Source organism: Exiguobacterium sp. s91 (genome assembly GCF_018618915.1).
In the GTDB taxonomy this organism is placed as follows: Bacteria; Bacillota; Bacilli; order Exiguobacteriales; family Exiguobacteriaceae; genus Exiguobacterium_A; species Exiguobacterium_A abrahamii.
This window is the reverse complement of the sequence record NZ_JACSMZ010000002.1, coordinates 17339-41609: the sequence shown is the minus strand read 5'-3', so window position 1 is coordinate 41609 and position 24271 is coordinate 17339. Positions and strand designations below refer to the sequence as shown.

Annotated in this window: 28 protein-coding genes and 1 riboswitch; of the genes, 7 read left to right on the top strand and 21 right to left on the bottom strand. The window is 48.1% G+C overall.

Annotation, left to right across the window (positions count from 1 at the left end; all coding sequences use genetic code 11):
* A complete protein-coding gene (locus KNQ06_RS11675) occupies positions 1-483 on the top strand; it encodes a DMT family transporter (protein ID WP_215148359.1) in 483 nt (160 codons plus the stop codon).
* A gap of 260 nt (positions 484-743) precedes the next feature.
* Here the strand turns inward: KNQ06_RS11675 and KNQ06_RS11670 are convergent, their stop codons facing one another.
* The 4 genes from KNQ06_RS11670 to KNQ06_RS11655 all read right to left on the bottom strand — a co-directional run bounded on the left by KNQ06_RS11670 (position 744) and on the right by KNQ06_RS11655 (position 4778).
* A complete protein-coding gene (locus KNQ06_RS11670; protein ID WP_214725037.1) occupies positions 744-1964 on the bottom strand; it encodes an MFS transporter in 1221 nt (406 codons plus the stop codon).
* Positions 1965-1978: 14 nt separating this feature from the next.
* Positions 1979-2578: a winged helix-turn-helix domain-containing protein gene (locus KNQ06_RS11665; RefSeq protein ID WP_064300613.1), complete on the bottom strand. Its 600-nt coding sequence runs from the start codon at positions 2576-2578 to the stop codon at positions 1979-1981.
* A gap of 230 nt (positions 2579-2808) precedes the next feature.
* Positions 2809-3339 (bottom strand): peptide-methionine (S)-S-oxide reductase MsrA, encoded by a 531-nt coding sequence (msrA, locus tag KNQ06_RS11660; protein WP_023467010.1) that lies wholly within the window; start codon positions 3337-3339, stop codon positions 2809-2811.
* Positions 3340-3433: 94 nt separating this feature from the next.
* A riboswitch (SAM riboswitch) is annotated at positions 3434-3537 on the bottom strand.
* A 62-nt stretch (positions 3538-3599) separates the two neighbouring features.
* Positions 3600-4778: a M20 metallopeptidase family protein gene (locus KNQ06_RS11655; RefSeq protein WP_215148357.1), complete on the bottom strand. Its 1179-nt coding sequence runs from the start codon at positions 4776-4778 to the stop codon at positions 3600-3602.
* Positions 4779-4855: 77 nt separating this feature from the next.
* Here KNQ06_RS11655 and KNQ06_RS11650 point away from each other — a divergent pair, with 77 nt between their 5' ends.
* The gene (locus KNQ06_RS11650) at positions 4856-5149 is read left to right on the top strand and encodes a putative quinol monooxygenase (RefSeq protein ID WP_029340705.1); all 294 of its coding nucleotides are present in this window, start codon (positions 4856-4858) and stop codon (positions 5147-5149) included.
* A 58-nt stretch (positions 5150-5207) separates the two neighbouring features.
* Here KNQ06_RS11650 and KNQ06_RS11645 read toward each other — a convergent pair whose 3' ends face one another.
* Both KNQ06_RS11645 and KNQ06_RS11640 read right to left on the bottom strand, forming a co-directional pair.
* The gene (locus tag KNQ06_RS11645; protein WP_251133563.1) at positions 5208-7763 is read right to left on the bottom strand and encodes a C40 family peptidase; all 2556 of its coding nucleotides are present in this window, start codon (positions 7761-7763) and stop codon (positions 5208-5210) included.
* Between the two features lie 140 nt (positions 7764-7903).
* Positions 7904-8458, bottom strand: coding sequence for a GNAT family N-acetyltransferase (locus KNQ06_RS11640; protein WP_023467014.1), 555 nt, complete (start codon positions 8456-8458; stop codon positions 7904-7906).
* Positions 8459-8727: 269 nt separating this feature from the next.
* Between KNQ06_RS11640 and KNQ06_RS11635 the strand changes: the two genes are divergently transcribed.
* From KNQ06_RS11635 to KNQ06_RS11625, 3 genes are all read left to right on the top strand, one after another.
* Positions 8728-9057, top strand: coding sequence for a DMT family transporter (locus KNQ06_RS11635; RefSeq protein ID WP_029340708.1), 330 nt, complete (start codon positions 8728-8730; stop codon positions 9055-9057).
* Entirely contained in the window at positions 9054-9371 is a 318-nt protein-coding gene (locus tag KNQ06_RS11630) for a DMT family transporter (protein ID WP_023467016.1), read from the top strand. Before KNQ06_RS11635 ends, KNQ06_RS11630 begins: the two co-directional genes overlap by 4 nt.
* Positions 9372-9499: 128 nt before the next feature.
* The gene (locus KNQ06_RS11625; protein WP_215085086.1) at positions 9500-10243 is read left to right on the top strand and encodes a general stress protein; all 744 of its coding nucleotides are present in this window, start codon (positions 9500-9502) and stop codon (positions 10241-10243) included.
* 111 nt (positions 10244-10354) lie between these two features.
* Here KNQ06_RS11625 and KNQ06_RS11620 read toward each other — a convergent pair whose 3' ends face one another.
* Positions 10355-11170 carry an aldo/keto reductase gene (locus tag KNQ06_RS11620; protein WP_215148355.1) on the bottom strand — a complete coding sequence of 272 codons (816 nt, stop codon included), beginning with the start codon at positions 11168-11170 and terminating at the stop codon, positions 10355-10357.
* A gap of 132 nt (positions 11171-11302) precedes the next feature.
* On the opposite strand from KNQ06_RS11620, the gene KNQ06_RS11615 reads away from it, so the two are divergent.
* Positions 11303-12328, top strand: coding sequence for an iron-containing alcohol dehydrogenase (locus tag KNQ06_RS11615; protein WP_215148352.1), 1026 nt, complete (start codon positions 11303-11305; stop codon positions 12326-12328).
* Positions 12329-12382: 54 nt separating this feature from the next.
* On the opposite strand, the gene KNQ06_RS11610 is transcribed toward KNQ06_RS11615, so the two are convergent.
* The 8 genes from KNQ06_RS11610 to KNQ06_RS11575 all read right to left on the bottom strand — a co-directional run bounded on the left by KNQ06_RS11610 (position 12383) and on the right by KNQ06_RS11575 (position 18937).
* A complete protein-coding gene (locus KNQ06_RS11610) occupies positions 12383-13345 on the bottom strand; it encodes an EAL domain-containing protein (RefSeq protein WP_215148350.1) in 963 nt (320 codons plus the stop codon).
* A gap of 180 nt (positions 13346-13525) precedes the next feature.
* The gene (locus tag KNQ06_RS11605; protein ID WP_149426779.1) at positions 13526-13789 is read right to left on the bottom strand and encodes a DUF1294 domain-containing protein; all 264 of its coding nucleotides are present in this window, start codon (positions 13787-13789) and stop codon (positions 13526-13528) included.
* 18 nt (positions 13790-13807) lie between these two features.
* Positions 13808-14545 (bottom strand): TPM domain-containing protein, encoded by a 738-nt coding sequence (locus KNQ06_RS11600; RefSeq protein WP_064300619.1) that lies wholly within the window; start codon positions 14543-14545, stop codon positions 13808-13810.
* On the bottom strand, positions 14542-15135 hold the full coding sequence (locus KNQ06_RS11595) for a LemA family protein (protein WP_215148348.1): 594 nt from the start codon (positions 15133-15135) through the stop codon (positions 14542-14544). The genes KNQ06_RS11600 and KNQ06_RS11595 overlap by 4 nt, the downstream gene beginning before the upstream one ends.
* Before the next feature lie 107 nt (positions 15136-15242).
* Positions 15243-16079, bottom strand: a complete 837-nt coding sequence (locus tag KNQ06_RS11590; protein ID WP_133208356.1) for an undecaprenyl-diphosphate phosphatase — start codon at positions 16077-16079, stop codon at positions 15243-15245.
* A gap of 358 nt (positions 16080-16437) precedes the next feature.
* Positions 16438-17250, bottom strand: coding sequence for a ZIP family metal transporter (locus tag KNQ06_RS11585; RefSeq protein WP_023467025.1), 813 nt, complete (start codon positions 17248-17250; stop codon positions 16438-16440).
* Between the two features lie 51 nt (positions 17251-17301).
* Positions 17302-17631: a YolD-like family protein gene (locus tag KNQ06_RS11580; protein ID WP_023467027.1), complete on the bottom strand. Its 330-nt coding sequence runs from the start codon at positions 17629-17631 to the stop codon at positions 17302-17304.
* On the bottom strand, positions 17615-18937 hold the full coding sequence (locus KNQ06_RS11575; protein WP_149426782.1) for a Y-family DNA polymerase: 1323 nt from the start codon (positions 18935-18937) through the stop codon (positions 17615-17617). The genes KNQ06_RS11580 and KNQ06_RS11575 overlap by 17 nt, the downstream gene beginning before the upstream one ends.
* 176 nt (positions 18938-19113) lie before the next feature.
* Here KNQ06_RS11575 and KNQ06_RS11570 point away from each other — a divergent pair, with 176 nt between their 5' ends.
* Positions 19114-19752, top strand: a complete 639-nt coding sequence (locus KNQ06_RS11570) for a pentapeptide repeat-containing protein (protein ID WP_215148347.1) — start codon at positions 19114-19116, stop codon at positions 19750-19752.
* A gap of 68 nt (positions 19753-19820) precedes the next feature.
* Here KNQ06_RS11570 and KNQ06_RS11565 read toward each other — a convergent pair whose 3' ends face one another.
* The 6 genes from KNQ06_RS11565 to KNQ06_RS11540 all read right to left on the bottom strand — a co-directional run bounded on the left by KNQ06_RS11565 (position 19821) and on the right by KNQ06_RS11540 (position 24266).
* On the bottom strand, positions 19821-20576 hold the full coding sequence (locus KNQ06_RS11565; RefSeq protein ID WP_215148345.1) for an MBL fold metallo-hydrolase: 756 nt from the start codon (positions 20574-20576) through the stop codon (positions 19821-19823).
* A gap of 60 nt (positions 20577-20636) precedes the next feature.
* Entirely contained in the window at positions 20637-21125 is a 489-nt protein-coding gene (locus tag KNQ06_RS11560; protein WP_215148342.1) for an arsinothricin resistance N-acetyltransferase ArsN1 family A, read from the bottom strand.
* 124 nt (positions 21126-21249) lie between these two features.
* A complete protein-coding gene (locus KNQ06_RS11555; RefSeq protein ID WP_215148340.1) occupies positions 21250-21786 on the bottom strand; it encodes a 1,2-dihydroxy-3-keto-5-methylthiopentene dioxygenase in 537 nt (178 codons plus the stop codon).
* A 16-nt stretch (positions 21787-21802) separates the two neighbouring features.
* On the bottom strand, positions 21803-22423 hold the full coding sequence (locus tag KNQ06_RS11550) for a methylthioribulose 1-phosphate dehydratase (protein ID WP_023467033.1): 621 nt from the start codon (positions 22421-22423) through the stop codon (positions 21803-21805).
* Complete coding sequence (locus KNQ06_RS11545; protein ID WP_215148338.1) at positions 22420-23079, bottom strand: 2-hydroxy-3-keto-5-methylthiopentenyl-1-phosphate phosphatase; 660 nt, start codon at positions 23077-23079, stop codon at positions 22420-22422. Before KNQ06_RS11545 ends, KNQ06_RS11550 begins: the two co-directional genes overlap by 4 nt.
* Complete coding sequence (locus tag KNQ06_RS11540) at positions 23076-24266, bottom strand: 2,3-diketo-5-methylthiopentyl-1-phosphate enolase (protein WP_215148336.1); 1191 nt, start codon at positions 24264-24266, stop codon at positions 23076-23078. The genes KNQ06_RS11545 and KNQ06_RS11540 overlap by 4 nt, the downstream gene beginning before the upstream one ends.
* Between the last annotated feature and the right edge of the window lie 5 nt (positions 24267-24271).

Genomic DNA, 24271 nt, shown 5'->3' with positions numbered 1-24271 from the left:
ATGGTAATAGGCATCGTGTGTGCCGTGTTTGCAGGGATGTTAATCAGTTTACAGACGGTATTGAATGCTCGGATGAGTGACGCGTTTGGCGCTTGGGCGACGACGACGCTGGTCTTCTTCGTCGGTTTCATCGGAGCAAGTGTCACGTATGTTCTGTTTCGTGGTGGAACAATCGGACAGATTCAAAACGTATCGCCACTCTATTGGTTTGGTGGACTTGTCGGTGTCGGCGTCGTTTTTTGTGTCATGCGTGGGATTCAGTTACTTGGTCCGTCCGTCGCAATCTCTGTCGTTCTGATTTCGCAGTTAAGCTTTGCTCTCGCTGTCGATACGTTCGGCTGGTTCGGTTTACCACAAATTGATTTATCGTTCGGTCAACTCGTCGGTCTCGCTGTCATGGTATGTGGGATTTTCGTCTTGAAGCGGTATCAAGTCGTGGCGCCGGAAGAGAGGGCGAAGGATATACCGAAGCAAGTCTCTTAAAAAATCTGATACTAGTTCGATCGACTGACGAACGTTTCTGTCATCCTCGCTTTCCGCAGGCGGGAGGTAAGCCGCGTCATCCCGCATTCTATGCGATTTGCCGGGTCTTACCTGACCCTGACGAAAGCGCGACTCGCGCTTTCTTTCCCTGCAGGAGTCGAGGATGAACACTCACGTTCTAGATTGACTAAATAAAACATGCGCGTTTCCCGCTAATTCGATCGGGAGATTCGCATGTTTTTATGTGTTGTGACTTGATCTCAATCGAATAGATGAACCATTCGTCTTCTGAAGTAAAGTGAGAGAACAATAATGAGAAGACCACAGTACAATATGATTGTCGTGATCGAAACGTGAAACGACAGTAGAAACGAGAGGAGCGCGTAAGATAATGGAATGAGACCATTTGACGCGGCATTCACGACACTCATGACACGTCCCATCGTCTGTTCCGCACACTGAGACTGGATGAACGTAATGAAGCGAATATTGATGATCGAAGAAAGGACACCAAGTGATAACAGGATGATCAGGTACAACAAGATCTGCTGCGCTTGACTAAGCAGGAAGAGAAGCAGACCTAAGGCGCCAATTAATCGGACCGATGAGGTAAGCCCATTTACTTTCGTTTGCGTAAAACCACTCCAGAGCGCCCCTCCGAGCATTCCCATTTGATAAGCACCTTGCATATAACTTAAATCCATCGCATCTCCTTGGAGCACATCATGAACGAGTAAGGGGATTCCGAGTAAGAGTGGTCCAAAGAAAAAGAAATTGACACAGATGACAAGAAAAAGTGTCTGCTTGAGTTGCTGAAAGTGAAAAACGTAATGCAGCCCTTCTTTTAGTTCAAAGAGAGCTGAATGCTGAAGCGATCGCTTGATCTTAGATTCACGAATACCATACGTGAAAAGGAGCGTCAGACAGAGTGTCCCGAAAATTACGAGAAAGACGTGCGAGTAAGAAGAATAGCTGAGAATGACTCCACCAAGAATCGGACCTGAAAAGAGGGCGATTTGATTAGATGTCTGAATCAGTGAATTGGCTTTAGTGAGTTGTTCTTTCGGAACGAGCGTAGGAAGTAAGGAAGCATTCGCCGGCGAAAAGAATGCATCCACACTACCGAATAGAAAGGCGAATCCTAAAATCGTCAGCAATGTAAGCTGATCGGTATGAAGTAATGCGAGAAGACAGAGAATGAAACTGATTCGTAAAGCGCTCGAGATGCGCATGATCGTCGAACGTTTATAGCGATCGGATAAGACGCCACCGAATAACATGAGAAAAATACGGGGTAACAAGGTGGCCATGAGGACGAATCCAAGATATGACGCCTGGTTTAGCGTATGGATGACATACCATTGTTCAACAAACAGATAGGTTGATAGGGAGAGGGCAGAGCACATACCGGACCCCCATAAAAATAAAAAAGATCGATTTTTAAACAGCGATTGTTGCGTATCCATTTCAATAGGCAGCATGTGGCACCTCCGGTTTAGACGTCGTCATTCTCAAATAGTGGTTCATCAATTGCAAAGGCAGTCGTCATGATATAGAAGTGTTTTTTATCTTTTTTGTCTAGTGAAGGGGACCGTGTGAACTCGTCCAATAGAGCACGATATTTTGTAGCAAACTGCCGAAAATCGGCTTCAGACATCGCCAGTTCCTTTTGAAGTGATAAGCTCATCCAGTCCTCGATGTTCGAAGATGAAGGAGAAAAAGTAGCTGTCGGAGCCGTAAGAACGCGTGTCTTTGCCCGGTCTAGTACCTCAAGATACGACTGCCGGGTCGCTTCATTCGTCTCGACGAAGTTCAGTAGATGATCGGCAGGAATGTATCCTCGAGCAATCGCTTGATAGTATTTCAATAGATTGCCGCCCTGTTCTTCCGTACGGACGAGACGAATCAAGTCATGCTTTTCAAGTTCCCGTACGTGATAGAGGACCTTCGCGCGGGATAACGTCAGCAAGTGGGCTAACTGATGTACCGTGTGTGGTTTTTCGACGAGAAACATGAGGATTTTTGTTCGTAACGGATCACTGATCACTTTTAACTGTTCATAGTTCTCTAACATGTGAATCGCTTTTTGTTCCATGCACTGATCTCCTTTTTAACCGGTTAATTTTTATTAACCGTAAAACAAAAGGCTTCTTTTGTAAACGATTACAAATTTATGTAAGGGTGTTGGTAAAGAAGACATCATTTTTTTACATACAAAAAAAACTGATTCCACGACATCTCGATCATCCTCCACTTTTTACTGAAAGTAGGGTAAGAACGAGATGTTTGAAATCAGTTTCAGCTACTGTATATGGTTCGAAGTGATTAGACCGTCGTCGTATCTTTCCATTCCTGCTCGATGAAAGCATCGCGACCAGAAGCAGCACGATCTTTTTTATAGTGTTCTGGATTTTTCTTATGGAAGTCTTGATGGTACTCTTCCGCCGGATAAAATTCAGAAGCGGCATCGATCCGCGTCACGATCGGTTGTTTGAAACGATTGCTTGCAGCAAGGGCGTCACGGGAAGCGATCGCTGCTTCGTGCTGTGCATCCGTATGATAGAAGATCGCTGGTGCGTACTGCGTGCCGCGATCTTGGAATTGACCTTCTGCATCCGTCGGATCCGTTTGTGGCCAGTAGAGTTCGAGCAGACGCTCGTACGGGAACAGGCTCGGATCAAACGTGATTTGGACGACTTCGAGATGTCCCGTCGTTCCTGTTTTGACTTGCTCGTATGTCGGATTGTCGACGTGTCCGCCCATGTAACCTGATACGATTCCCTCGATTCCTGGTAATTCTTCAAACGGTGTCACCATGCACCAAAAACATCCACCTGCAAATGTTGCTTTTTCCATCTGTCTCTTCCTCTCCGTGGGAAATCCCCATTGTATGTCTGACAGCGAGAAAACGAAAACGACTCCTTCGCTTGGTTGCAAAAGGAGTCGCCGCTTTTTATCAACCAAAGCTTTCGCTTTGCTGGTCGTAGCACCTTGCTATGCGCAGGTTGCTGGGACGTCATCGATCCAGATCTCTCGGTCCACTCTTGATAAGGGTATATGAAGTTGATGTCATTCGTTATCATTGTTGTGATGATACCATTCACACAGAAATAAAGTCAATCCTTAGGTTTTAAGGCACGTAAAACCGTCGCTCCGAGTGTCTTCGCACCAATCAACAACGCCTGTTCGTTGATTTCGTACTGCGGATGATGCTGTGGATAGTTGACGCGACCGTCCGTATATCCGGAGCCAGTGAAGAAATAACTTCCCGGGACATGTGTTAGATAATGCGCGAAGTCATCCGCAGCCATCATTGGTGTGAGTGCCCGGACGGATGCTTCCGGTAAGAAAGAAGCGGCTTCCTGAACAAGTTTTGTCTCGTCCGGATGATTCCAGAGCGCCGGGTAACCCGTCGTGAAGTCGATTGAATAGGTAGCACCGATGCCGGCACATGTCGTTTTGGCGACAAGATCGACTTCTTGCCGGAGCTGATGCCGCAATGTCTCATTGAACGTCCGAATTTCACCGACGATGCGTGCTTCACCCGTGACGATGTTCGGTGCCGTTCCCGCATGGAAGGATCCGATTGCGAGAACAGCCGGCTCGAACGGATCGACCCGTCGACTGACGAGATGCTGTAAGTTACAGACGAGCTGCGCTCCAGCGACGAGCGCATCTTTTGTTTTGTGCGGTGCTTGCGCATGTCCACCTTGACCATGAACGATGATTTCGAATTCGTCGATTGCACATAATGTATGTCCTTCCCGAAACCCAATCGTACCGACTGGTAAATCATTTTCGAGATGTGTCGCAAAAATCGCATCGACACCTTCGAGGACACCGGCTTCAATCATTTGGATGGCTCCACCGGGAAAGACCTCTTCACCATGCTGGTGAATGATTCGAATCGTTCCTTGCAATTGATCACGTAACGGATAGAGCGTAGCAGCCAGGGCCATCACCATTGCCGTGTGACCATCATGCCCGCAAGCATGCATGATACCAGGATGGATCGACCGGAAAGCAAGCGTTGTCTCTTCCTGAAGTGGTAATGCGTCAAAATCTGCGCGGACCGCAATCGTCGGACCAGGTTGTTTACCTTCGATCGTCGCGACGACACCACGACCTCCGACGGCTGTTTGATAAGGGATGCCCTGCTCCGCGTAAAAGTTTGCAATTCGTTCTGGTGTGCGGACTTCCTGGAAAGAGAGTTCCGGATGTCGATGAAAATCACGACGTAACGCGATCATCGTCGGTTCGAATTGTTCAAGTGCTTCAAAAAGTTGAGTTTGCATCTTCAAGCTCCTTTGACGTGTGTCTTTTCGTGAAAATGGGTACAGATACAGGTAATCACGAAAGGGGATAATGAAACATGGGAGAAATCGTCGTCAACGCTGTACTTACAATCAAAGCAGGACTTGCGGATCAAGTCTTCCCGATTCTACAAACGGTCTATCATGCCTCACAAAAAGAAGAAGGGTGCTTACGTTATTCCTTACATCAATCGATCGAGGATGAGCATCAATTCATGCTGTATGAAGTGTATCGTGATGAAGAGGCACTTGAAGCGCATATCGCATCCGATCACTATAAAGCCTACCGTGAACAGATCGAGTTATACTTGATGGATCGACAAGTAACGAAATACGTCGAGATGACATTCTGACGTATTGCGATAAGAAGAGACGAACCCGTCGATTTCGACGGATTCGTCTTTTTTTGTCTTACATCGATTTAAATCCGAGGAAATGCTCCTGCCAACGCGGTTCGTAAATCGAGTTGATTTGAAGCTGTGAACCGCCTGCATGGATGAAGTGTTCGCTATCGAGCATGATTCCGATATGCGATGGACCATCTGTATAAGTGTTCTGGAAGAAGACGATATCCGAGCGTTTACCGCTTGCAATACTCGTCCGGCGATTTGTAAAGAAAGCACCATACCAGTAGCCACGAACGTTCGTCCGACCACCGTATTTTCCGGCCTTGTTCGTCGCGTAGTGAATCAAACCGGAACAGTCAAAACCACCGTTCACGGCATCTTGCGAACCCCATGTGTATGGTGTACCGATATGTTGAACGGCTGCTTGGATCAGCTTTTCACCACGCGTATTATTCTTTTTAACGACCCGTTTATCGGACGTGATCGTCACAGCGGATACAGGAAGATAAACAGGTGTCCAGCCTGACTGGATGACATAGAAGTTTCCGACTCGATGACGCGGATAAACCCGTTTGCCTTGTTCAACGAGTCCGCTACCTTTTGGACTTGTTGGACTCGCAAAGAACGACGTCGTCTGTTTGACCGTATAGATTTTCGCCCGGTCGATCGCTTTTTGTGTCAGTTTCATATCGGGTTTGCTCGTGCTGATATAAGGGTTGAGGACGTAACCCGTTTGACCATTTGCCAGGCGAACTTGCCAAAAATCATCATCAATTGATTTTAGACCGATTAATTTCGTCCCTTTCTTCAAATAGGCAGCTGGGCGACTGTAAGCTACGTCGGCAGAGAAGAGTGGCGTCTGGTCCAGGTGGACATAAAATGTCGTGCCTTTTTTTGCTTTTGCCGTCGGCTTGTTCAGTCCGATACGACTCGAATCGACGAAACCAAAGGCATTTTTATATTTGACGCGTGTATAATAACCGCTTTTTCCGTAGATCGAAATCGAGGTACCTTTTTTTAGTGTGCCGATTTTTTTGCTCGAAAGTTTTGCCTGCGAACGAATGACGACATCGTCTTCCGTCACATAGCGTTGACCAGTGACGTCATACAGATCCGGCTTTTTCGTCACGAGATCCGTCGTCTTGACGTAGCCGTAGACCGATCCTTTTTTCATGCGTGTGTAACTACCGCTTGTGCCGTAAATCGTTAGCTTATCAGCTCGTTTGACGGAATACATAATTTTGCTCTTCGTCGAAGCAGACGTGTAGACGGACAAATTGCGTTTCGCGTATCGTGTCCCGGTTGATGCATAGACTTTTCCAGTATCGAGATCAGCTGTCTTGACGTAAGCATGAACTCCACGGAAGATGATCCGGCTATAGGCACCGCTTGTGCCATACACCGTCAGCAGCGTATTCGTTTGATGTTGCTTTAAGACAGGACTTGAAGATTTGACATCCGAATAGATTGGCGTAACGCGCTGAACATAGAGGCGTGCAGTCTTCGGATAGTATTTCAACGTACCGAGATGTGCCGTCAACACATAGGCATACTCGTCGTTTCGTTTGATTCGTGTAAATGACCCCTCGATGCCGTACGTCTGAAGGGAAGTATTCACAGGAATCGATTGTACGACTTTTCCTTTCGTAGTCGCAGTAGCATAGACCGTCGTCTGCTGTTGGATGTAACGTAGCCCGGTTTCCGGATGGTTCACGACCGGCGCATCAGCTAAATCAGCCGTCAATACGAAGGCGTAACCCGTTTTAGTCGCAACACGCGTAAAAGTACCGATCGTACCGAACGTTTCAAATGCTTGATTTTGAACGACGGCTGTCTTCGCGCTCGTCGTCTTCGGTTCAACGAAAAGAGAAGTCGTTCGTTTGGCATAACGCAGTCCTGTTTCCGGATAATTTTCGACCTGCGCATCAGCTAAATCAGCCGTCAATACGAAGGCGTAACCCGTTTTAGTCGCCACGCGTGTAAAAGTACCGGTCGTACCGAACGTTTCAAATGCTTGATTTTGAACGACGGCTGTCTTCGCGCTCGTCGTCTTCGGCTCAACGAAGAGAGAAGTCGTTCGTTTGGCATAACGCGTCCCAACTAATTTCGGAAGTTGCTCGAGTTGTGCCGTCGGTACGTAGACGTATTGCTCGTTCCATTTCAGACGCGTGAACGTGTCGAAAGTGCCGTATGTATCGATTCGCTGATAGGCGGGAAGTGTCGTCACGACGGTGGGATCAAATGGTGAAGCAACTAATGAGAGTGGACTTTTCGACATCAGCGTAGCTTGTTTTTGAAAGACAGGTGCTGTTTGCGTTAACGCGTTTGTTGCGACATACGCAGTACCTTCTTGCCAACTGACACGAGTGAAGTCACCGTCCGTGCCGAGTGTCTTCAATGTCGTTCCTGCTGGTAGTTGTTGAATGACCGTTGTGGAATCAGCCGTTTGCAGCAACGCAGCATCCTCTTTCAAATAAGCCGCCCCGGTCGTCTCGGTGACTGTTTGTGTTTCTGCTGTCGGTTGATCAGGTGGCGATTCAGCGAAAGCGGGTGCGGGTAAAACCGAGCTCAACATTAACGTTGCGGCAAGTCCAGCAACATGAGCAGTCCATTTTTTCATCAAGAGGTTCACTCCAATTCTTAAAATTTGTCATTATGAATAGTGTAGCATGCGCTTGTTTAAAAATTGATAAAAATCAAAAAAATAGGAGATTGTCCATAAAAAACGGTATGCCTCGGCACACCGTTTAAAATCATATGTTAGTTATCTTCTTCGTGATCCACTTGCCATTCCCAGTCGAGCATGCCGTAAATCAAGGAATCGCGCCAGTGGTCTTCGAGATAGACCGTCTCGCGGAGCTGTCCTTCCTTCGTCATGCCGACTTTCTGCAACACGCGTTCGGAAGCGACGTTCCGCGGGTCACACGTTGCCGTGATGCGGTGTAGTTCTAGTTTTTCGAAACCGAATTGGAGAAGGAAAGAGGCAATCGACGTCGCGTATCCGTTCCCCCATTCATCAGGCGAGAGGACGTATCCGATTTCGGCGATTTTATTCTCAACGTCTGTGATGACGAGTTCACCGGCACCGATGACGACGTCACTTGGAAACGTCACGGCAAAGACATAACGACGTCTTGGTGTCTCGAGTTCACTTTCAAGCGCATCGTGTAGGAATTGTTTCGTATCCGTTTCGGTATTCGGTCCCCACGACTGGAATTGACTGACGATGGGTTGTGAGGCATAAGCGTGAACGGCTTCTACATCTTCTGGTGTAAAACGACGAATCCGAAGTTGATCATTGATTTTATACCGCATGCAGCATCCTCCTCTTTCAGATGAAGTGACTTTGATTCTATTTGACAGATGGGGAACGGATTCCTGTTTGACATAGGAAAAAGCGCGTGCTAGGGTGGTTGTATCGAATGGAATAGGGAGTATCCTCTAGGGTTCCGTACGGCTGGACCGAGGGAGGAACATGGACGTTTGTCCATGCAACGGAGGGATAAAAGCCCGGGAGTAAAGCGAATCGTCTCGCTTACTCCCGGGCTTTTTCATTTGAATTTACCTATCAGGAGGCAATTACTATGGCAAAGTATTGGATTGGCATCATCGTCGCAGCGTGTTTTGAAGTGGGCTGGGTCATTGGATTAAAACATGCGGCAACACCACTTGAGTGGGCTGCAACGATCGTCTGTATCATCGTTAGCTTTACCGTGCTAATTAAAGCGAGTAACCATTTACCAGTCGGAACGGTCTATGCTGTCTTCGTCGGTCTCGGAACAGCAGGAACGGTCGTGACGGATATCGTGTTATTCGATCAAGCCGCTTCCGTGATGAAATTAGCATTGATTGCTGTCTTACTCGTCGGCGTCATCGGTCTGAAGTTAGTCAGTGGAGAGGAGAAATCAGCATGAGTTGGATTTATTTAATCATTGCCGGAATCTTTGAGATGTTTGGTGTCGTCTTGATCAATACGTTCAATCAAAATAAGAATGCGAAGAATCTACTGTTGATGGGAACAGGATTCGGACTCAGTTTCCTATTCTTAACGCTTGCGATGAATGGTTTACCGATGGGAACGGCGTACGCGGTCTGGACGGGAATCGGAGCAGCGGGCGGTGCGATCCTCAGCATGGTGCTCTATAACGAATCAAAAGACTGGAAGCGACTGGTTTGTATCGGTCTCGTCTTAAGTGCGACGATTGGTCTGAAACTCGTCGGCGAATGATTGTTTACATGTCAAACAGATGACGTTTTAACGGAACGCATATTTTTTGGCATATTTTAACGCAAAAGAGGAAATACTCCTTATAGAAGTCACGCATGACAAATCGTGTTAATAAGGGGAGAACATCCATGAAAACAAAACAATATATCGGAACGTTCTATTCAGAGGAAGAATTGATTTCAAAAATGGACGAACTGCACATTCAAGGACACCGGGAGGAAGACTTCTACGTCATCGTCAAGGAGAAGTCGAACATCGCACTCGTCCGTAGCCAAATGGACGCAGAAATCGCGACGACGAAACCGTCTTGGATTGATCGGATTCGTGGGAACAAAGGTCGTGATCAAGAAGTCGATGATCTGTTCGGGTCACTTGATCTATCAGACAATGAAATCGAACAACGCAAAACGGAAGTCGAAGGTGGGGGCTTCGTTCTTTTACTTGAAGTCCAAGACATCCAGTTCGATCCACATTTAAATACAGATAATACGCATCCTGATGTAAAAGTCCGTTATGGTAGTGGCGAAGAGACGCATACGTCATCAGATGCGAACTCCAATGCACAGCTCGGCTCCGGTAATCCGCTTGATGTTGATAAAGATTCGAAGGAAGAGCATGCAGAGATTGATTTGCACCGTGCCGGTACGGATAAGATGCCGCAAGACGAGCAGGCAATCGATCATTCAAAAAAACTCGACGGGAACCGGGAACCGGACATCGCGATGCGTCGGGATGACGATTTCCGCCGGCCGGAAACAGAACGCGAGGAAAAAGAACATGATGCAACGCAAGACGGCGAAGAACATCGTCAATCGAAACATCAATCGGATGACATCGCCAAGCAAGACCATGGAAATAATTTAGACCGCTAAAATAATAGATTAGAATCACGCATCAGGGTCATCATCAAAGAAGGTACTTTCCGGATCAATTCCGAAAGGTACCTTCTTTTTGTATGGAGATTAAACGAGAAGCGTCTCGCCTTATTTATGATCCGGATTTGATCCTGTACGCACGTTGGCGTTCAATTGATCGATGGCTTGCATATCAGCGTCTGACAAGGTGAAGTCGAAGACATCAAGATTTTCGCGAATGCGGCTTGGCGTGACAGATTTCGGAATCGCGACGATATCGTGTTGCAAGTGCCAACGGAGGACGACTTGAGCTGGCGTTTTCTGATGACGATCGGCGATATCGACGATGACCGGATGCGTTAACGCGTCGCGTCCTTTCATCAACGGACTCCAAGCTTCAACGACGATACCGTGCTTGCGGCAAAAGTCTCGGATCGCTTCTTGGCTAATGAACGGATGGAGTTCAATCTGATTGACGGCAGGAACGATTGATCCTTCGGCTAAAATTCGTTCCAAGTGCGGAATATGGAAGTTCGAAACACCGATGGCACGCGTCTTTCCTTCTGCATAGAGATGTTCGAGCGCCCGCCATGTCTCGACATAACGATCCTCTTTTGGCATCGGCCAATGAATCAGGTACAAATCGACGTAATCGACACCAAGCTTTTGCAGACTCGTCTCGAAAGCGGCAAGTGTCTCTTCATAGCCGTGATCGGAATTCCAGACTTTCGTCGTTAGAAAGATCTCTTCTCGGGGAATGCCCGAGTCACGCAGCGCGCGACCGACACCTTCTTCGTTCTCGTAAATCATCGCCGTATCGATTGAACGATACCCGGCGCGGAGTGCTTCGCTGACCGCTTCATATACTTCTTCTTCCGGTACTTTAAAGACACCATATCCGAGTTGGGGCATACTGATGCCGTTGTTTAACGTGATCTGTTGCATTGATTCATCGACTCCTTTGTAGTAAATTCTTCTCTTTTCTAGTGTACGCGCTCCTCCTGTAAAAATCGAATGATTGCCGAAGCGAGTTCTTTTGCGTATACTGAGCGATAACAAATATTAGGAGGCGATTCTGTGATTCGACAAGCTGTTTTGCAATACATACATGAGGAAAACGCGCTCGATCAACTTAAAGAAGTGATAGGTAATCGTTCAGCAGTCCTGATTCATGGACGTCAAGCCTATGAAGCAGCTGCTTTTGCTTTACCAGCATTACCACGTCTTTTATTTGAAGGGCATTGTACGGATCAACAGGTGGAAGCTTTCAAACAAGTATGTGCTCCGTACGATGTGATTCTCGCGCTCGGAGGCGGGAGTGTCATCGATACGGCAAAACAGGTCGCGTTTCAATTGAGACGCCCGATCATCATCATTCCGACGATCGTCTCGAACTGTGCTCCGTGGACTCCGCTCAGTGTCATGTATAACGAAGAGGGACAGTATATCCGATTTGATACGTTCCCCGTCGTGATTGAAGCCCTTTTACTCGATCATCGGATCATCGCAGCAAGTCCGTATGATTATTTCGTAGCCGGACTCGTCGATACGCTAGCGAAGTGGTATGAAGCACGTGCCTTAAGCGGATCATCAGCTGAAGATCCCGTCATTGAGATGGCGCTTCGAACAGCTGAACGTTGTAAGGTTCTTATCTTGTCGACGAATATAACGGAAACGCGTTTTCGTGAGTATCCCGTTGAAATGCAACATCTCGTCGAAACCGTCATTCCGTTAGCCGGAAGCATTGGTGGTTTTGGTGACGCGGCGACGCGTGGTGCAATTGGACACGCAATGCATAACGCGTTATCTCCTCATCCAGAAACGCATGCGTTCTTGCACGGGAGTAAGGTCGGTTACGGACTACTCGTTCAAGAGAAGTTACTCGGACATGATGATGATTATGCAGAGTTGCGTGACTATCTTCTTGCACAAGAACAGCCGACGGCACTCGCAGACTTCGCATTATCGCTCGATGTCGTCGAAACACTTGCTTTACGGACATCGAAAGAGGAATTGTGTCGTCTGTTGCGTCCGATCGTGTCAATGGAACAACTAGTGGATGCTATTACACGGAACGAGACGGTTTTCGTTTCGACGACTTAACATAAAAATACGCACATGTGCCGAATAATCATCAAACGGTCCATGTGCGTATTTTTATTGTGCTTTCGCAAAGCGAGCATAAGGAGCAGGGCGACCGAGTAGGTATCCTTGACCAAGATCGAAGCTGAGTTCGCGGCAAAGATCGAGTTCTTCTTGCCGTTCGATGCCTTCCGCTAAGATTTGAATTCCCATTTCTCGTGTCAGATGACGGGCTTTTCGTAAAAAGGCTTCGTTTTCTGAGTTCGTATCGCAGTGATCGATGAAGGAACGATCAATCTTAATATAATCCGGTTGAAGCAAGGACAACATATCGAGTGTCGAGAAACCAGCGCCAACATCGTCCAGTGCTACTTGAATGCCTTGCTTTTTATATTGTTCGAAGACGTGTTTCAAATGGTTGACGTCTTCAATTTTTTCCGTTTCGACGACTTCGAAGACGAGCCGACTCGGATCGACTTGATAACGTTCGACGATCTCAAACGTATGGCGCAGGCAGTACTCCGGATTATAGATCGTCGAAGGGAGAAAGTTGATGAACGTTTTTGTTGTGCCACCGATATGATGCGTCGCACGGATGGCTTCTTCACGCGCCCGCTGATCAAGACGGGAATGAAGTCCCATCTTCGAGGCCGTCGAAAACAAGACACCAGGCGAGATCGGCGTGTTATCATCTGCTGCTCGCAATAAGGCTTCGTTCGCGACGAGCACGTTGCGCTGGATATCATAAATCGGTTGTAAATGGCTTGTCATGACCCCATGCTGGATGAAATCAATCGCAGACCGATGCTTCAGTTGTTCTAGAAGTGCTGAAGCTAGGATGGGTGCTGTCACATAACGCGATTGTGTGGCGCGACACGACACCGGATAATCCGCTACACGTAAGAGCGATGTCAGTAGCTGTTCGAGCTGTTCGAACGATTGATAGGAATAGATTTCTGGCGTTGGTGATTGAATATGGAGTGCTCCCGCTTCAACGAAACGGATTGATGTCGTACATTCGGCGCAAGGATGCCACATAAAGGGATGTCCACCTCTCAGTACATCAAAAAAAGATGTATTTATTAAATTGGTTAAATTCTTTACCCTAAGAGAAAAAGAAATTAAACCTGTTCTTCATAATCATTGACCTCATACAAAAAAGAGAAGGGAACGACGGACACAATTCCGTACGTTCTCTCCTCTATCGGTCACATTCTTTCATTGTGAAGTGTAAACAAACCAGAAAGTGAGATGCAAGACAGCAGCCATTGGAACGAGCCATTGGAACTTCGCTTTCCGTGTCTTGTGCCGAACTGTGTACATACCGATCCAAGAACCGAGCGCACCACCGAGGAAAGCAATCGTCAATAGTGTCGCTTCGGGTGTTCGGTAAGCATGTTGCCGCGCCCGACGTTTATCCTGCCACATCGAGACAAATCCGATGAGTGTCAGGAGGAGATAATACCCTAAGATGATCCTCATGAAAAAACGACTCCTTTTCTACCGTTCGGCACCACCACCGCCGGAACTTCCGCCACCACCACGACTGCCACCATTTCCACCGCCACCACGCATGATCGCGGAGAAGATGTTCAAAATCGCAAAGAAGAACATACCACCGGTGAACTTCATATCGAGGAACAATAAGATCAGTAATCCAGCACCGATCAGAATCTTCGTCCAAAGCGGAAGTCCATCGTCATTTTGTGTTTTCGGGGGATCCTGTGACTCAAGCGATTGATCTTTTGATATGACACTGACGACCGCTTTATATGTTTCGGAGGCTGCTTTTCCATACTCACTGTTTTCCTTGTAAGGAACCGCATATTGATCGAGAATACGTCCGGCTGTGATGTCTGTCAAAATCCCTTCGAGTTTATAACCGACCTCGATCCGAAATTGGCGATCCTTTTCGTTCGGAGCGACGACGACAAGAACACCATTGTCTTTTCCTTCTTGACCGATGCCTTGGCGCCGAAATGTTTCATTGGCGTAAGAGCTTAAATCCTGTCCCTTTAGATCGGGAACCGTCTTGAGGACGACTTGTGCCGTCGTATATCGTTCGAGTTCCTGACCGAGTTGCGCGAGTTCGGCTTCTTCCGAAGGGGTGAGCAGCTGAGCATCATCCTGAATGAAGAAGGCTGCTCCCGTCCGTTCTGAAACGGCACTAGCTGTTGGAACGAAGAGGAAGAAGACGAGGAACGCGCTCAACAGAAGTCGCGTCCACCGCCGAATCATTTCGAATCACTGTTAAAGTCGACGGTCGGATTTTCCCGGTCGCTGTCTGAAATCTCGTAATACGGCTTTTTCTCGAATCCGAAGGCGGATGCGTAGAGTGTCGTTGGGAAGCTCCGACGTTTTTTGTTGTAGAGGGTTACAGCATCATTGTAATCCTTGCGGGCGATCCCGAGACGATTTTCTGTTCCTTCCAGCGTGTCCATCAAGGATTGGAATCGTTCGCTTGATTTAAGTTCCGGGTAAGTCGTCTGCAAGGCAATCAATCCCCGAAGCGAAGACGTGACTTGTTGGTCGGCTTCGATCCGTTGTTCGGTTGACGCAGCACGCGCAAGACCCGCTTGGGCTTCTGCGACTTTTCCATATACTTTTTCTTCTTGACCCGCGACACCTTTAACAGTTTCAACGAGGTTCGGAATTAAATCCGCACGACGCTTGATTTGGTTGTCGACTTGCGACCATTTATTCGATACATCTTCTTCTACATTGACGAGGCTGTTGTATTGTCCGATTGCTAAAAAGGCAATCACGGCGACAAAAACGACTCCGATGATTAATGGGAGTTTTGATGTACTCCGACTTCTGCGTGCCATGTGGCATTCACTCCTTTAGTTATGTCTCATCCCTATATACCCTTAAGCGACTGAATTAGTTTCAAAAAAATGAAAAACCGTCAGCTAAAATAGCTAACGGTTTGAACTTACATGTAGACGATGACAGCTAAGACAGCTGCTAAGACAAGACGGTAGATTGCGAATGGAACGAGTTTGATCTTGTTGATCAGCTTCAAGAAGAAGCGAATCGATAAGAGGGCAAACACGAACGACGCAACGAAACCGACAGCATAGAATGCGAAGTGGTTCGGTTGAATGTTCTCCCAGTTCTTAACGAGCGAAAGGAAACTAGCACCGAACATGATCGGTACAGCCATGATGAACGTAAAGTCAGCTGCCGTCCGGTGATTCATCCCGAGGAAGACCCCTCCGGAAATCGTTGAACCAGAACGGGAGAAGCCAGGCCAAAGGGAAATACATTGGAACAGACCGACGAGTGCTGCTTGGCGATATGTAATCTGATCAAGCGATGTCGTTTTTGGTTCCTTTGGTCCGAATTTATCGGCTGCGATCATCAAGAGGGCACCGACAGCAAGACCGATGATGACCGTTTCAATCGAGAAGAGGTTCTCATCGATGAAATCTTCGAATAACAACCCGAGAACAGCTGCTGGTAGAAGACCGATCAAGACGTGACGTAGTTTTAACTTGTGTGTCCCTGATGCGTCATGTTCGCCTTCAATCTTATACAAACCGATCAAGCTGAAGAGGCGTTTCCAAAAGACGACGACGACCGCAAGAATCGATCCGAGCTGAATGACGATTTTAAAGGTGTTCGCCGAATATTTACCGAGAAAATCGGTAGTTTGCAACCACATGTCATCGACGATGATCATGTGACCTGTGGAAGAGACTGGTGCAAATTCCGTCATCCCTTCGACGAAACCAAGTAAGAGCGCTTTTAAAAGTTCAATGATTGTCATGATAATCTCCTTCTATATGATGTGCTAGTTAAAAACATATCATGTTTTATTCTTGTGAGATAGAACTAATTGGAATATCGGGCGCAGGTCTGAGAGACGATCGGACGTGTAAGACGCGTTGTCCGATTTAAATTCGTTTGAATAAGATAATACATGGATTTAGATGTCATCGGATAGATCAGGAAATTTGATCATTTCCATTCATACTAAAAACAGCATGAAGGAAAGGGAAATCTTTCTGTTAAGACACAAGGTCAGAAAAACTTCAAATCGGACGGTTTTATTAGAATATGCCTAAATTTATAAATAGAAAAACGAGCAGGAGACGATATCGTCCACTACTCGTTTTGAAACGGGCTCATCCTAAAGCGACGTCAAGAATCATCATGACCGTAAAACCGACCATCAGACCAAGTGTTGCTAAATCGGATCCGTTCTCTGCTTGTGATTCCGGAATCAATTCTTCGACGACGACGAAAATCATCGCTCCAGCAGCGAACGATAACGCATATGGGAGAAGCGGTTGAACGAAGAAGACCGCAGCTGCTCCGACCATCGCGGCAATCGGTTCAACGATTGCTGACAATTGACCGTAATGGAAGGCGCGCCGACGCGACATCCCTTCGCCACGTAATGGAATCGACAGGGCAGCCCCCTCCGGCATGTTTTGAATCCCGATACCGAGTGCGAGCGTCAAGGCACCGGCGACGGTCGCCCCGTCCATGTTCAAGGCAGCGGCACCAAAAGCGACACCAATCGCAAGACCTTCGGGAATATTGTGCAACGTGATCGCAAGAAATAATAACGTCGTTTTCTTGAGTCCTGTCGAAGGACCTTCCGCTGTTTCGAGTGGTGCGGATAAGTGCAAATGCGGTGTGACGAAGTCGAGGAGACGGACGAAAAATCCACCAGCGAGAAAACCGATGGCGGCAGGAATCCAAGCGATTCCACCATCCTGCTCTGTGAACTCGATCGCAGGAGCAAGCAACGACCAAAATGACGCAGCAATCATGACGCCGGCAGCAAAACCGAGCATCATGTTCATGACGCGTTTTTCAATCGTCGTAAAGACGAAAACGAGTGCCGCACCAAGTGCGGTTAACCCCCAAGTCATCATTCCGGCAAGCAATGCTTGCACGACGACGGGGAGGGAAGTAAACCAATCCAACATGACTATTCCTTCTTTCCGGGCACGATTTAAAGCATCCATCTGTATGAGAGCTTACCCGTTTTCGATCCGGACGATTCGTGTGAAGGGAATTTCAATGACTTCACGTCCGCGCAGAAAGAGAACGGAACGTTCGGGTTCTAGTCGTTCCACGAAACCGACGACCGTCACGTAGCTACTTTCCTTATAATACGTGATTTCAAGTTCGTTTCCTTCTATTAAAGCTTCTTGAAGCAGAAAGTGCCATGATTCTTGCAACTGTTCATCAATTTCAGGCAAGTCGAGCTGATGCATCTGGACATAATATTCTCGCAACAGTTGCAAATGTTCCGGCATGAGAAAAGGAATCCATTTTAAATTTCCTCGATCACGATACGCTGTCATGAAGATCACCTCCCGGATGACCGCCGACGAAACGAAGACGACGTTTGGCGACACTCGTATCAAGAAACGAGACAGCGAGGCGAATCGTTCCTTTTCCGTAGCGGAGGTTGACGACATCCATTGCTTTTAATAACCGTCGTCGTTTCCAGAGCCGCGCATTATCCTCGAACAAAGACAACTGTAAGGTGCCTTGATCGGCAGTCAAATGCCCCACTGCAACGGATAAAAAACGAACAGGTTCTCCGTCGAGCCAATTCGGTTCGAATAATTGTAAGACGTGACGCAGAATGATTCGTTCATCGGATGTCGGATAAGGCAACCGCACTTGACGAGAGAAACCACTTCGGACGACGTTTCGAGAATAGCGGACGCCGATGTGAACGGTCCAGCCGACTTGATTCGAAAAGCGACAACGTGCGGCAACATCCTGCACGAGTTCATTGAGCACATTCCGAATGCGTTCGAACTGATAATAGTCCTGCATTAAGGTCACACCGTGTCCGATCGTCCGTTGAGGGGCTTTCTCGAACAGATGACGAGGCGCAAGAAGTGTCGGTGACGCGTCGAGTCCCCAAGCGTGATGCCACAGTTCGGCACCGATGACACCGAAGCGTTCGTGTAACTCTTCAACGGGGCGCATGGCAAGATCACCGATCGTTTCAATCCCCATCATCTGCAGATGTTGTTCCATGCGATGTCCAACTCCCCACATCTTCCGAATCGGAAAATCATGAAGACGTCGTGCGACATCAGCATATCCACATCGCGCGATGCCTTCTTTTTTCCCGATTAAATCAAGCGTCAGTTTCGCGATGACGTTATTTGGACCAATCCCGATCCGGACGTGGATGCCGGTCTGTTTCAGGATTGCTTCTTTAATTTTGAGGGCAGCTTGCAGGTCGGAACCAAATAGGCGATCGGTTCCGGTCATGTCAATGAAGCTTTCGTCAATTGAATAGACGCGGATGGCTTCAGGTGGGGCGAATTGGTGCAGGACATCCAGGACACGAATCGACGTCTTCATATAAGCGAGCATACGTGGTTCGACAAGTCGAATCGTACGACGAACAGCGTATGGCAATTGCTCGATTTCATATAATCGACCGGCTGTCTTGATTCCAAGTGCTTTTAAGGCAGGGGTGGCAGCGAGAATGACGGACCCGCTTCGTTTTAAATCGGAGACGACCGCCAGGCGTGTCGTCAAGGGTGGGAGATTGCGATACTGGCATTCACAGCTGGCGTAGAAGGACACACTGTCGACGCAAAAAATCCGTTTATCTTGTGGTAAAACGACGGAAGGAAACATCTGAATCACTCCTTTACATAAAAGAACGTATGTTCTTATTTTGATTTTCCTTGACTATAGCACGGTCTCAAAGTGTCTCAAAATAAAAACTGTTGAAAAAAGGGTAATTCGAACGATTTCTCCTCATATAAAAGGAGTTTGGTACACTAAGGGAGAGAAAAAAGGGGGAACCTTCATTGAAAGAGACCGTTATCCGTTTACCAGAATTACCGAAGACGCTTCAGTCAGAGACCTTCGATCAAGTCGAAATCGATGATCCGTATCTGAAAGGAGCGCGTTATGAGAAAGAGTCGATGCCGATTGAACTGACAGAACGCATCGATGCCTATCAAGTGTGTTTTCAAAATGTCTCGTTCGCGAATCTTACCTTTGACCGTGGTTCGTTCGAAGATATTCGTTTTGAGCAATGCGACTTAACCGGATGTCACTTCCAAGAAACTCGTTTTCACCGTGTGTCCTTCGTCGGATGCCGGATGACGGGTGTTCAGTTCGAAGATTGTACGCTGGACCATTTAACGATTCAGGAAGGGCTTGCGGATTACGTACAGTTCATTCGCAGTACGGTCCGTCATCAATACTGGAGCGAAACGACGATGAAAGAAGCACAGTTCTTCGAAGTGAAACCGACCCAGTGGAAACTCGAAGCGGTCCGGCTTACGGATAGTCAATGGATTGAAACGCCGTTAAAAGGTCTCGACCTCCGGCAGACGGAGCTCTCTGGTATTACGATCGATCCGCGATTTTTACCAGGCGCTGTCATTACGGAAGAGCAAGCAGTCGCCTTTGCTCGCTTGTTAGGTCTTGTCATTCCATAACAAAAAGAAGTCCTGCTTTCGATTGTTACTCGAAAAGCAGGACTTCTTTTTAGTGAAGGTTACTGTTCTTAAAATGACATCGTTTCGCCATCCTCTGGAATCAGGAAATGGGCAGAAAGGTGGAAGGCGGCTAAAAAGTCAGCAATCATATCACGTCGCAAGAGACAGTGGTTGACGGACTCGAGGTGCGAGACGATGATCGTCGCTTCCGCCGCCGCTTCGTGTACGGCAAGGAGATCACGCTGTGACATCGTGATCGGCTCTCCCGTCAAGAACTGGGCGGCGCCACTGTTGACGACGATGATATCGGGTGTATGTTGTTCGATTGCATGCGCGACCTCGTCGCACCAGATCGTATCACCGGCGATATAAAGTGTCGGTTCGTCCGGATGGGTGAGGACGAGCCCAGACACACGTCCCATCCGTTCGCCGATTTCACCGACACCATGCTGTCCACCTGTTCGATGGACCTGGATATCACCGATCGTTACACCGGAATCGAAGGAAGAAACGTTCGTGAAGCCGGCTTCTCGGATTTGCTGCGCGTCTTCTTCTTGCTGCGCATAGAGTGGCAAATGCTTGGGTAGAAGTTGTTTTGCAGAATCGTCGAAATGATCGGCATGCAGATGCGTGACGAAGATCGCGTCAGGATCGAGCAGTGTCTTGACATCGACCGGTAAGTCGACGAGTGGATTGGCGACGGCATTCGGTGTTTGACCGAAGGGAGGCAAGCTGCCTTTTTCGCCGAGGAACGGATCAATCAGTAAGACTTGATTGGCATACGTGACAACGAGTGTTGCATTACGAATTTGTTGAATATCCATTAGGTTCATCCTCTCTCAATGACTCGGATTGACTATTCCCTGTCTGGCATTCAATGAATCCTATCGTAAGCGTTTCTCCATCGCCATGACGTCGACATATTCGCCGTTCAACTGTCCTTGTTCCTTAAACGTTCCGACGATCCGGAACCCGGAGCGGATATAGAGTTTTTGTCCGATTTTATTGAACGGGAAGGTAAAGAGGATCAGCTTATGCATATGATGATCACGGGCATGTTGTTCAATCGTTTCGAGCAAACGTGTGCCAATCCCTTGTCCACGATGTGTCCGAGTGATATAAACCGAAATCTCACCGACGGATGCGTAGACAGAACGCGGATTATACGGATCGAGGGAAATGAAGCCGAGGACACCTGTGTCATCTTCAGCGACATATCCAGCATATCGATCGGTGCGTTCCGCATACCACTGGGTCATGAAGGATAAGTCCTTTTGGTCGGTCTCAAGCGTTGCGATCCGATCTTCGATACCTTCGTTATAGATGGCGAGAATCGCTGGTAAGTCGTGTTCCATTACGGGACGAATATGCATGACGCTCACTTCCTCATCGCTTTTCCTTCATTATATCGGTTACGTATCAATGTAGTGATATGTTTGTGCGATAAGAAAAGCGCTGATTCCCTTCATATGAAGGAAAACAGCGCTTTTATCGATCTTAAGAGACCGTTGACGTCTCATTCTCGTAAATCGGAACCCAGCCGTCTGTCGTGACGAAGATCCGAACAGCGACGACTTTACGATCGTCTTGAAGCGTAAAGTAGTGGCGTGTGTTAACAGGAACGGAGATTAAATCACCAGGATTGAGTTCGATGTTATAGTTGCCGACTTCTTCGTCTTTGATCGCGAAGACGCCATGACCGCTGACGATGAAACGAACTTCATCATCCGTGTGATGATGTTCTTTCTGGAAGTTGACGAGCAACTCATCAAGGTTCGGTGTCGTATCCGAAAGTGAGATGATATCAGCTGTCTGATACCCACGACGTTCTGATACGTCTTTGATTTCGGGAGCGAACGTATCGAGAATCGTTTGTTTGTCTGCATCCGTCAGTGTGAAGTTCTCAACGAGAGGCGCTGGAAGTTTCGAAACGTCCCACTGTTCGTAAAGAACGCCGCGTGACGCAAGGAAGTCAGCGACTTCCGTTTGATCCGTATACCGTGTGTTTGTTTCTTGGAATAAGACTGTTGCCATGAGATGATTCCTCCTTTTAATGAATGGATTGACGGCATGATTGCAACGTCAACGTGTAATTGAATAAAAACTCGAAGGCTTCGAGGTGTTTCTTTGCTTCAAAGGCGGTCGGTGCCCAGACCGTGATCCCGTGATTGCGGATCAGGACGGCACCACTGTCCGCTGTGACATGCGGTGCAAAAGCAGCGGCAAGCGTCGGAATGTCCGCATGATTCGGAATGATCGGTACCGTGACCGTCGCATCCTCTTCCCAGTGTCCGAGTGCCTTGATGATTTCTTGACCGGAAAAGGTGATGCTGCCTTGATCGCCATAGAGTTCCGAAATCACATTGTTCGCAATCGTATGGACATGCAGAGAACAACCGGCGTCCGTTCGATTGAACACTTCGACATGGAGCAATGTCTCAGCGGAAGGACGCCCGGATTGCTCACCAATCAATTGACCGGTCGCATCGACATGAACGAAGTCGTCAGGAGTCGTCTGCCGTTTATCTTTTCCGCTTGCCGTCACAAGGAATTCAACCGGGACACCGGACGTCCGAATGGCGAGATTGCCACTCGTACCAGGGAACCAATCGCGCGCCGCAAGCTCTTGTTTGATGGCGCGTAGCTCTTCATACCGTCGCATGAATGTCATGTTGTCACCTCCGCTCGTGTTAAATCATGAACGATGTCGTGGAACGTCTCAAACGGTGTATAGGCGATATCGTTCTCTTCACACAACGTGATCAGATAATCACGGGCATAGACACGATCCGCTTGTTTCGCGAGTTCGAAGTCCGTCACCGAGTCACCAATGACTATGATGACGTCATCGTCTTTGCGCAATGCCCGGGCAACGGACGTTTTACAACAGCCGCACCCGTTCGTACAATGGGCATCGCAGGCGTTTGGCCAATCGATATGGACGAATGGACCACTGAAATCGGCGACGTTACAGTAAATCTGTTCTTGTTCAAGGAGTGGCGCTAAGATCGGTTCGACGAAAAAGTCCATTCCACCGCTGACGATCGAAAAATCGATTCCTTGACGACGACTGTACTGAAGTAACTCCGAAAATCCGTCGCGAATGACTGCACGCTCCAACAAAAAGTCAAGATAGGCTGTTTTTCCGTCAGACGGCAGAAGTGCGAACATTTGCCCGACACCACTCTGAATCGATAGCGTCCGGTCGAGTACGCCGCGTTTCAACGGTTCGAAGTCACTAGCTGGCGCAAATGCCTGCATGAGTGCGATGATGTTATCTTGCGTCGTCACCGTACCGTCGAAGTCACAAAGAATCCGTACGGTCATGACTTGATCCCCCAAGCGTCAAGGGCGATCCGTAATTCTTCATGACGCGATGCTGCCGCCGATAGGGATTCATTTGCGAGTGCCGCATCGAGCGCCTGGCGGAAAGCAATGACACCAGCCGCAGCACCTTGCGGATGACCATGTACGCCGCCGCCGGCGTTGATGACGGAATCGATACCGAAGTCCCGTACGAGTTGAGCGACGAGTCCAGGATGAATACCGGCTGAAGGAACCGGGAAGATCGATTTCGTCTGACCGAGACGGGTCGCTTCGACCGCGATGCCACGGGCGACATCCTTTGGCAAAGCGACATTGCCGTAAGGAGACGGGAATAGCGTCAAGTCTGCTCCAGCAGCACGCGGTAATGTGCCGAGTAAGACAGGAGCTGCGACTCCGTGATTCGGGCTAGCGATCAACGCACCGCTATATGCTGGATGATTGAAGATCGGAACGTTGATTTCCGGATCACTCGCCAGTTCGCGTAAGACGTCGAGTCCGTATGTGAAGGTATTCAGCAAGAATGCGGTCGCTCCAGCATCAATCAATCGCTTGGCTTGATCCTTGAGCGTAAAGACGGGACCGTTGAGTGTGATCGCATATAACGCACGTTTACCGGTCCGTTGGAAGTGAGCATCGATGACCTCACGTCCGATCCGTGCCCGGTCAATCGTCGGTGTCAACGGATTGTCGTATAGGATCTCATCGTCTTTGACGAGATCAATCCCACCAGCGAGTTGTCCTTCGAGTTGATCACGAAGGAACGATAAATCGCGTCCGATGACTCCTTTGAAGATGCTCATTAATAATGGGCGATCTTCGACACCGATCAAGGAGCGGACCCCTTCGATCCCGAATTTCGCACCTGGAAAGTCCGACGTAAATGTATCGGGTAGTAGCAATTCTGTTAGTTTGATTTCACCGTCGAGTGAGAGTTTCCCGAAGACGGTCGTCAGAATCGCAGAAAAGTCGCGCGACACGTTATGTTCCGGATAACGAATCGTGATATATCCTTTGCCATCGCGCTCTTCGGTATGTACGACTTCCCCTTTGAACGAGGCGAGTTGTTGTTGTTCGAGATGATTCAGTTCCGTCCAAGAACCGACTGTCAGACCAAGCGCGAGTTGTTCAGCGCGTTGCTCGATTCGATCACGGGCAGTCAATTGATAAGTAGCAGTGATATAAGCCATGTCTT

Excerpts from the sequence above, each read along its gene's own strand:
- KNQ06_RS11540 (WP_215148336.1), bottom strand. The coding sequence starts at position 24,266 with ATGGCTTATATCACTGCTACTTATCAATTGACTGCCCGTGATCGAATC.
- KNQ06_RS11655 (WP_215148357.1), bottom strand. The coding sequence starts at position 4,778 with ATGCAAACTCAACTTTTTGAAGCACTTGAACAATTCGAACCGACGATG.
- KNQ06_RS11635 (WP_029340708.1), top strand. The coding sequence starts at position 8,728 with ATGGCAAAGTATTGGATTGGCATCATCGTCGCAGCGTGTTTTGAAGTG.
- KNQ06_RS11620 (WP_215148355.1), bottom strand. The coding sequence starts at position 11,170 with ATGCAACAGATCACGTTAAACAACGGCATCAGTATGCCCCAACTCGGA.
- KNQ06_RS11640 (WP_023467014.1), bottom strand. The coding sequence starts at position 8,458 with ATGCGGTATAAAATCAATGATCAACTTCGGATTCGTCGTTTTACACCA.
- KNQ06_RS11600 (WP_064300619.1), bottom strand. The coding sequence starts at position 14,545 with ATGATTCGGCGGTGGACGCGACTTCTGTTGAGCGCGTTCCTCGTCTTC.
- KNQ06_RS11610 (WP_215148350.1), bottom strand. The coding sequence starts at position 13,345 with ATGTGGCATCCTTGCGCCGAATGTACGACATCAATCCGTTTCGTTGAA.
- KNQ06_RS11565 (WP_215148345.1), bottom strand. The coding sequence starts at position 20,576 with ATGGATATTCAACAAATTCGTAATGCAACACTCGTTGTCACGTATGCC.
- KNQ06_RS11665 (WP_064300613.1), bottom strand. The coding sequence starts at position 2,578 with ATGGAACAAAAAGCGATTCACATGTTAGAGAACTATGAACAGTTAAAA.
- KNQ06_RS11675 (WP_215148359.1), top strand. The coding sequence starts at position 1 with ATGGTAATAGGCATCGTGTGTGCCGTGTTTGCAGGGATGTTAATCAGT.
- KNQ06_RS11670 (WP_214725037.1), bottom strand. The coding sequence starts at position 1,964 with ATGCTGCCTATTGAAATGGATACGCAACAATCGCTGTTTAAAAATCGA.
- KNQ06_RS11630 (WP_023467016.1), top strand. The coding sequence starts at position 9,054 with ATGAGTTGGATTTATTTAATCATTGCCGGAATCTTTGAGATGTTTGGT.
- KNQ06_RS11625 (WP_215085086.1), top strand. The coding sequence starts at position 9,500 with ATGAAAACAAAACAATATATCGGAACGTTCTATTCAGAGGAAGAATTG.
- KNQ06_RS11580 (WP_023467027.1), bottom strand. The coding sequence starts at position 17,631 with ATGACAGCGTATCGTGATCGAGGAAATTTAAAATGGATTCCTTTTCTC.
- KNQ06_RS11555 (WP_215148340.1), bottom strand. The coding sequence starts at position 21,786 with ATGGCAACAGTCTTATTCCAAGAAACAAACACACGGTATACGGATCAA.
- KNQ06_RS11650 (WP_029340705.1), top strand. The coding sequence starts at position 4,856 with ATGGGAGAAATCGTCGTCAACGCTGTACTTACAATCAAAGCAGGACTT.
- KNQ06_RS11575 (WP_149426782.1), bottom strand. The coding sequence starts at position 18,937 with ATGTTTCCTTCCGTCGTTTTACCACAAGATAAACGGATTTTTTGCGTC.
- KNQ06_RS11550 (WP_023467033.1), bottom strand. The coding sequence starts at position 22,423 with ATGACATTCATGCGACGGTATGAAGAGCTACGCGCCATCAAACAAGAG.
- KNQ06_RS11645 (WP_251133563.1), bottom strand. The coding sequence starts at position 7,763 with ATGAAAAAATGGACTGCTCATGTTGCTGGACTTGCCGCAACGTTAATG.
- KNQ06_RS11585 (WP_023467025.1), bottom strand. The coding sequence starts at position 17,250 with ATGTTGGATTGGTTTACTTCCCTCCCCGTCGTCGTGCAAGCATTGCTT.
- KNQ06_RS11545 (WP_215148338.1), bottom strand. The coding sequence starts at position 23,079 with ATGACCGTACGGATTCTTTGTGACTTCGACGGTACGGTGACGACGCAA.
- KNQ06_RS11605 (WP_149426779.1), bottom strand. The coding sequence starts at position 13,789 with ATGAGGATCATCTTAGGGTATTATCTCCTCCTGACACTCATCGGATTT.
- KNQ06_RS11590 (WP_133208356.1), bottom strand. The coding sequence starts at position 16,079 with ATGACAATCATTGAACTTTTAAAAGCGCTCTTACTTGGTTTCGTCGAA.
- KNQ06_RS11560 (WP_215148342.1), bottom strand. The coding sequence starts at position 21,125 with ATGCATATTCGTCCCGTAATGGAACACGACTTACCAGCGATTCTCGCC.
- msrA (WP_023467010.1), bottom strand. The coding sequence starts at position 3,339 with ATGGAAAAAGCAACATTTGCAGGTGGATGTTTTTGGTGCATGGTGACA.
- KNQ06_RS11595 (WP_215148348.1), bottom strand. The coding sequence starts at position 15,135 with ATGGCACGCAGAAGTCGGAGTACATCAAAACTCCCATTAATCATCGGA.